This window comes from Thermodesulfobium sp., from assembly GCF_053498235.1.
In genome coordinates, this window is sequence record NZ_JBRCUV010000033.1 from 1 (window position 1) to 7679 (window position 7679).

Here is a 7679-nt window from a genome sequence, read left to right on the forward strand (position 1 = left end):
TTATTTTCTAATTCTAAATCTTTAATATGATCCCTCCACCAAGAAAAAGTTTGATCTAGTAAATTTAATAATAATATATTATCAAACTTTTTGATAAGTAAAAAAACTCTAATAGTATCCTGAGCATCTTGCTCAGGGAAAGTGATTTTTTAGAATATATTTTTTAATATGATAAAATAGCTGAAAATAACTCTAAAGGGAATGCATGCGGCCAGATAATTTAAAAAAATTATTTAAGTTGACACTAACGAAATTAGGGAAAATATACTTCTTTATTTCTATAACTTTATTATTAAGCGCAATTGTCTTTTATTTTTACACCTCATTAAAATTTTCTGTTAATATGCCTTATTCAGATGATTACGATGCCATATTGGACTTCATAAATAAATTTTATACTCATAGCGACTTCGGATATAGACTATACCTTCTCTTTTCCCAGTTTCACGAACACAGAATTGTATTTGATAGGGTTATTACGCTATTTTTTTTCAATATTCTTGGCAAGATAAACTTTTGTATTTTATCAATTGTAGGAAATTTAGGGCTTATTCTCATAATACTTTTCTTAATTATATTTTTCAAAAAGAAATATGGTTTTAAACTCACTGAACTCACACCAATAGCCATAACGATGCTGTGCTTTTCTCAGTGGGAATTGATGGCAGATTTTCCGATGGCATCTATTCAACAATATTATGAACTTCTATTTTCCATTATCTCAATTGTAACCTTTACTTGTGAAGGCTATGGTTTTATATTAGGAATTGTTTTTTTTGTTTTAGCCGTCTTTACTGGTGGTGGCGGTCTATTTGTATCACCTATTGTACTTTTATATTTATTACTAACAAGGCAATATAAAAGATTTTCAACATTTTTGATTGCATCTCTAATTATTTTTTATATTTATTTTCCCCTTCTGCACTACATCTCACCCCCAATAAAGGACACTTTAATTTTTTGCTTAAAAAATCCCACAACACTTTTAGGCTATATGATGATCTTTATATCATCTGCTGCCAAAAGCTATGCCTTAATATTTATCTTAGCAATACTCCTAATACTAAATTATCTCTGGCTTTTACGCAGAAAATTAAATAAAGATAATCATGCATTGATATTACTCATTAGCTTTATATTCTTGACGTCTTTAGTAGTGGGTCTGAATAGAATATTTTTGGGATTTGATAGCGCAATGTTTTCCAGATATACAATGTATTCTCTTTTCTTATTTTCAATATCATATATATCACTTTTCTTAAACGCTAAAGGTAAAAAGATTAGAAGCTTAATAGCTCTTTTGGGCCTTCTACTTTCTATTGTTTTATATGTAGGTTGGATTCAAACAGCATACTCAGAGCTATCCGACAAACAATATATGTTGAATAACTTTATGTCATATCCATATCAGGACAAGGCATTTGAAAATATAAAACTCGCCAAAGAAAATGGTTGGTTTATTCCTGTACAAAATGTTTATGATAGAACAAAACAAGAATTTTATCTTGCAGAAAATATTAAACAGCTAAAAAAATATAACGCTCCCCCACTTCTTGTGCTCACATATTTTTATAAGTATCCCTTTCCTTTCGAAAACAAACAGTTCCAACTGATAGTAAAAAAATATGATAATATAAATTTATATGGTTGGGCACTTGACCCTTTTGGCAAAACAACTGCATCTTTTTTGTTTGCTGATATCGATGGCAAACTTTATCCTTTAACTTATGGCTTTCCAAGAAATGACGTCGTGAAACTTTTCAAAATTCCACAATTCAAATTTTCTGGATTCAATTCAAATGTCAGCATAAAAGACCTTTCAAATGGTGCGCATGAATTTAGCCTGATAGTGGTGAACCACGATCAAACAGCTTATTATCAAACAGAAAAATTGATATTCTATAAAGAAACAGAATAGTACTCTCTTATTTTATATACAACAAAAATCACTTATCAATCTAAAAATTATAAAATTGTCTATAATTTATAATAAATTTAAATGTATTAAAATTTATACAGTTTCAGGAGGCATTTATGAATTTATTTGTAGACATTCTTCAATTTTTTATCTTCTTTCTATTATTGACAATTTGTATAAAACCACTTGGTTTATATATGTCAAATATTTTTGAAGGTAGAAAGACTTTTATTTCTGTGGCAATCTCGCCAATTGAAAAATTAATTTATAAATTGAGCAATGTCGATCCTGAACACGAAATGAATTGGAAAGAATATGCTGTATCCATGTTACTTTTTAACTTGTTAGGATTCATATTTCTCTTTCTAATACTTATATCACAACAACTGCTGCCATTAAATCCAGAACGCTTTAAAGCCTTTTCATTAGATCTCGCTCTAAACACAGCTATCAGTTTTATCACAAATACAAATTGGCAATCTTATGCGGGAGAATCATCAGCAAGTTACTTAACTCAGATGTTAGGTTTTACTGTCCAAAACTTTCTCTCCGCTGCTACAGGAATTGCTATACTTGTTGCTTTAATTAGAGGATTTTCTAACAAACTCTCGTATAGCATCGGAAATTTTTGGGTTGACATAACAAGATCTATTTTATACATTCTTTTACCACTATCCGTAATTTCAGCTATTTTCTTGATGAGCCAAGGAGTAATCCAAAATTTCGAAAGCTATAAATCAATAAGTCTCGTCTCTCCAATCACAGTAAATAATAAAGTTATTGATAAGCAAATAATTCCAATGGGTCCTGTAGCATCACAGGAAGCGATAAAATTAATTGGTACAAATGGAGGAGGCTTTTTCAACGCAAATTCTGCACATCCATTCGAAAATCCTAATCCTTTGACCAACTTTTTCGAGGCTTTTATGATAATCATCATTCCCGCTTCGCTTACATACACATTTGGCAGAATGCAAAAAAACACTAAACAGGGGTGGGCTATATATATCACTATGCTTTTCTTGCTCATAACATTTATGGGAATTCAATATTGGGCAAATACCTCTTATAACCCTTTAATTAACAGCCTTGGAGTATCAGGCCATTACATAGAAGGTCAGGAAGTACGCTTTGGCGTTGGTGGTACCACACTTTTTTCTTCAATAACCACTGCAACTTCTTGCGGTGCTGTTAATGCAATGCATGATTCTCTTTTGCCAATTGGCTCGTTGATTCCTATGATCCTAATATTGTCAGGCGAAACAATCTTTGGTGGTGTGGGATCTGGATTATATACAATGCTTGCTTTTATGATAATTGCCGTTTTTGTTGCGGGTTTGATGATCGGACGTACCCCAGAATTTTTAGGCAAAAAAATCGAGGTAAAAGAAATGTGGATGTCTATAATCATAGTTCTAACTTCTGGGCTTCTTGTACTAATATTTACAACTCTAGCACTAATCACAAAAGCAGGTCTTAGCTCTATATTAAATCCCGGTCCACATGGACTATCAGAAATACTGTATGCCTATGCTTCCACTGCAAACAATAACGGAAGTGCGATGGCTGGTTTGAATTCGAATACTTTATTTTATAATCTTACAACATCGGTTGCTATGTTAATTGGCCGTTTCGTGCCTGCGGTAGCTGTACTATATATGGCAGGCTCTCTTGCAGGGAAGAAATATACACCACCTAGCGTTGGAACTTTGCCCACAGATCGTATACCTTTTATGATATGGCTAATGTTGGTCGTTATTATCATCGGAGCGCTAACGTTCTTCTCAGCTCTGGCATTAGGCCCATTTCTCGAAAATATACTTATGCAAAGAGGTTTTTAAATGAGTGCAAAAAAAGCAGATCTATATAGTTCTGAAATATTTAAATCAGCCCTGATTAGTTCCTTAAAAAAATTGAATCCAAAAGATTTAATATCCAATCCTGTTATGCTTTCGGTTGAAATTGGTAGCATACTTACTACATTAGAGTTCCTTCACGAAATTATAAGCGGTAGCAATACCCCCTTATGGTTTACAGGTTGGGTTTCAGCTTGGCTATGGTTTACAGTAATATTTTCAAATTTTGCTGAAGCGTTTTCTGAAAGCCGTGGAAAAGCAAGAGCCGAATCGATGAAAAGGTCAAAAACTGAGATAATGGCAAAAAAATTGGATACCCCATCTTTTGATAGTAAATTCAAAGTTATATTATCAACACAACTTAAAAAAGGAGACTTTGTTCTTGTTGAAGATGGAGATCTAATACCTGGAGATGGAGAAATTGTTGTTGGTGCTGCACTGGTAAATGAGTCAGCGGTAACTGGTGAATCTGCTCCAGTGGTAAGAGAAGCCGGAGGAGATAGAAGCGCTGTAACTGGAGGTACTCAAATTATTTCAAATAGCGTCATAATAAAAATAACCTCAAATCCTGGTGAATCATTTCTAGATAGAATGATATCGATGGTAGAAGGCGCAAAACGTCGTAAAACACCAAACGAAATCGCTCTCGAAGTATTACTAATATCACTCACTATAGTTTTTCTATTTGTAGTAATTAATTTAAGAGCATTATCAATTTACAGCGTAAGTTCTTCAGGACATGGCTCTCCTGTTTCATTTGTAGTGCTTATAGCCCTATTTGTTTGTCTTGCTCCTACTACTATTGCCGCACTCCTTCCGGCAATAGGCATTGCAGGAATGGATAGACTTTTTAGAAAAAATGTAGTTGCACTTTCTGGACGAGCTGTAGAGGCAGCAGGAGACGTAAATGTTTTGCTTTTGGATAAAACAGGCACTATTACCCTTGGCAATAGACAAGCAACTGAATTTATTCCAGTTGGAAACCATACAGTTGAGGAGTGTGCCCAGGCAGCTTTAATATCATCATTAACTGATGAAACCCCTGAAGGCAGAAGTATCGTAGTATTAGCAAAAGAAAGATACAATTTGAGAATGCACCAACTACCTAAAGATATTGAAACAATACCATTTAGTGCTAAAACAAGGATGAGCGGAGTTAATACAAATGGCCACAAATACCGAAAAGGTTCAGCTGATGCAATTTGTGAATATATAATTCAAAACAATGGCATTATTCCGGATGATATGCAAAAAGTTGTAATGGATATTTCTAAATTAGGCGGTACACCCTTAGTAGTTACTTACGACAATGCTATTGTAGGAGTTATTAATCTAAAAGATATATTAAAAACTGGCATAAAAGAACGATTTGAACAACTTAGGAAAATGGGTATAAAAACTGTAATGATCACAGGAGATAATCCACTTACTGCAGCTACTATAGCAGCAGAAGCTGGAGTCGATGATTTCCTTGCACAGGCAAAACCAGAAGACAAATTAAGACTAGTAAGAGAATATCAGCAACAAGGTCTGATGGTCGCTATGACAGGGGATGGCACAAATGATGCTCCAGCTCTTGCTCAGGCAGATGTCGCAGTGGCAATGAACACGGGCACACAAGCTGCGAGAGAGGCAGCAAATATAATAGATTTAGATTCTAACCCGACAAAACTTCTAGACATTGTAGACATTGGCAAACAGCTTCTTATGACTCGCGGTGCATTAACAACGTTTAGCATATCAAACGATATAGCCAAATATTTTGTAATAATACCTGCCGCAGTTATTGCCATCTATCCACAACTAAGGGTTTTGAATATATTACATCTTGCTAATCCTTTCTTAGCAATATTATCTGCAGTAATTTTCAATGCCATTGTAATACCTATACTTACACCACTTGCCTTGAAAGGTGTTTGGTATAAACCGATGCCTGCTGAAAAGTTGCTTATATACAATCTTTTGATTTACGGTGGCGGAGGGTTGATTGCACCTTTTATTGGTATAAAGTTAATATATTTATTTTTAAGTTTATTTGTATAATGTGAGGTAAAGATGAAAAATTTCAAAAGTTGCATAAAGATTTTTACAATTTTAACTTTCATTACAGGAATTATTTATCCTCTAACGATTACAACTATAGGACAGATACTCTTCCCATGGCAAGTCAATGGAAGTATTATATATCAAAACAAAGTTGCAATAGGGTCTGCATTAATAGGTCAACCCTTTGAAAGAGGAGATCTTTTTTGGTCAAGGCCTTCGCCAACACCTGATTTTCCCTACAATCCGCTATTTAGCGGCGGTTCAAACTTAGGACCAACTAATCCTAAACTCATTTCAGAAATACGAAACAGAATAGAATTTTTTAAGGAAAACGGATTAAGATTGCCAATTCCATCTGATCTCGTTATGGGCTCTGGAAGTGGATTAGATCCAGATATCACACCCGAAGCAGCTATGGTTCAAATTCCGAGAATCTCAAAAGTTACAAACATCCCAACAGGAATTTTAAAAGAATTGGTTGAACATAATACCGAACCAAGAGATTTAGGAATTCTTGGAGCAAAAAGAGTAAATGTATTAAAATTAAACTTAACTCTTATAGAGTTAGAAAAACAATATGTCAGATAATGAGTTAAAAAGACCTTCTCCTGAAGAAATGCTCGAATTAGTAAAGAGCGAAGAAAAAGCTAAAAAAGGCCAGCTTACAATCTATTTAGGTTATGCTCCAGGAGTAGGGAAAACATATACTATGCTAAGCGATGCACATCAGAGAAAAAAAGAAGGTCTTGATATTGTTGTAGGTTTTGTTGAAACACATAATCGTCCAGAAACAGAACAGCTTCTCGAAGGTCTTGAAATAATACCTCCCTTAATGGTCGAATATAAGGGTTTAAAGTTAAAAGAAGTTGATCTTGAAAAGATAATTAAAAGAAGACCACAAATAGTAATTATTGATGAACTTGCTCATACCAATCCACCTAGTTTTTCAAATTCAAAAAGATATCAAGATATTGAAAATCTACTTAACTATGGGATAGACGTTTATACTGCCGTAAATGTCCAACATATTGAAAGTTTCAAGGACATTATTTTACAAATTTCGAAAATTCAGGTACAAGAAACTATCCCTGACAAATTTTTTAAGGAAGCATCAGAAATAAAACTTGTAGATATTACACCAGAAGAACTTTTAAAGCGACTACAAGAAGGAAAAATATATCTTGATGATATTGTTAAAAGTGCAGCTAATAGATATTTCAAAGTTGGTAATCTATTAGCATTAAGACAGATTGCTTTAAGATTGGCAGCAGATAGCGTTGACGAAAAAATGCGCTTATATATGATGCAACATGCTATAGCAGGTCCCTGGTCTATAAAAAACAAAGTATTAGTAGGAGTTTTTGCAAGTCCATATGCAAAACAATTAATAAGAGCAGCATATAGATTTGCAAGTGAAATAGGCGCTCATTGGATAGCAGTGCATGTTGAAACACAAAAAAACGAGACTTTCACTGAGGATGAAATAAAGTGGTTGAATGGTGCACTAGATTTAGCTAGAAATTTAGGAGGAGAAATAGTATGGCTTAAAGGTGACGATCCTGCCAGGGAGATAATTGATTATGCAAAGGATCACAATGTCACTAAGATTGTTATCGGAAAACCCAAAAAATTTAACTTGTTCTCCAGGAGTATACCAGAAAAGCTCATAACAAAAACTAAAAATATTGATATCTACATGTTAGACCTAAATGAGGAAACCGTAAATTTTAAAAGTAAAAAATTCACCCTAGAACATCTTAATCAATACACCTTGGCGTTAATTAATATATTTTTAGCTTCTATAATCGCATTCATTTTAAAAGATCATTTAAACGACACAAATATTATCTCTTTATTTT

5 protein-coding genes are annotated in these 7679 nt (G+C 33.5%); all 5 read left to right on the plus strand.

Annotated elements, in window-relative coordinates; all coding sequences use genetic code 11:
• The first annotated feature begins 205 nt into the window (after positions 1-205).
• Complete coding sequence (locus tag ACWIUX_RS04315) at positions 206-1918, plus strand: hypothetical protein (protein WP_448589495.1); 1713 nt, start codon at positions 206-208, stop codon at positions 1916-1918.
• 116 nt (positions 1919-2034) lie between these two features.
• Positions 2035-3759: a potassium-transporting ATPase subunit KdpA gene (kdpA, locus tag ACWIUX_RS04320; protein WP_448589496.1), complete on the plus strand. Its 1725-nt coding sequence runs from the start codon at positions 2035-2037 to the stop codon at positions 3757-3759.
• Positions 3760-5817, plus strand: a complete 2058-nt coding sequence (kdpB, locus tag ACWIUX_RS04325; RefSeq protein WP_448589497.1) for a potassium-transporting ATPase subunit KdpB — start codon at positions 3760-3762, stop codon at positions 5815-5817. It begins immediately after the preceding gene.
• Between the two features lie 12 nt (positions 5818-5829).
• Positions 5830-6408, plus strand: a complete 579-nt coding sequence (gene kdpC, locus ACWIUX_RS04330) for a potassium-transporting ATPase subunit KdpC (protein ID WP_448589498.1) — start codon at positions 5830-5832, stop codon at positions 6406-6408.
• Positions 6398-7679, plus strand: a 1282-nt coding sequence (locus ACWIUX_RS04335; RefSeq protein WP_448589499.1) for a universal stress protein, incomplete at its 3' end; no start/stop codon positions are given. The genes kdpC and ACWIUX_RS04335, both read left to right, overlap by 11 nt.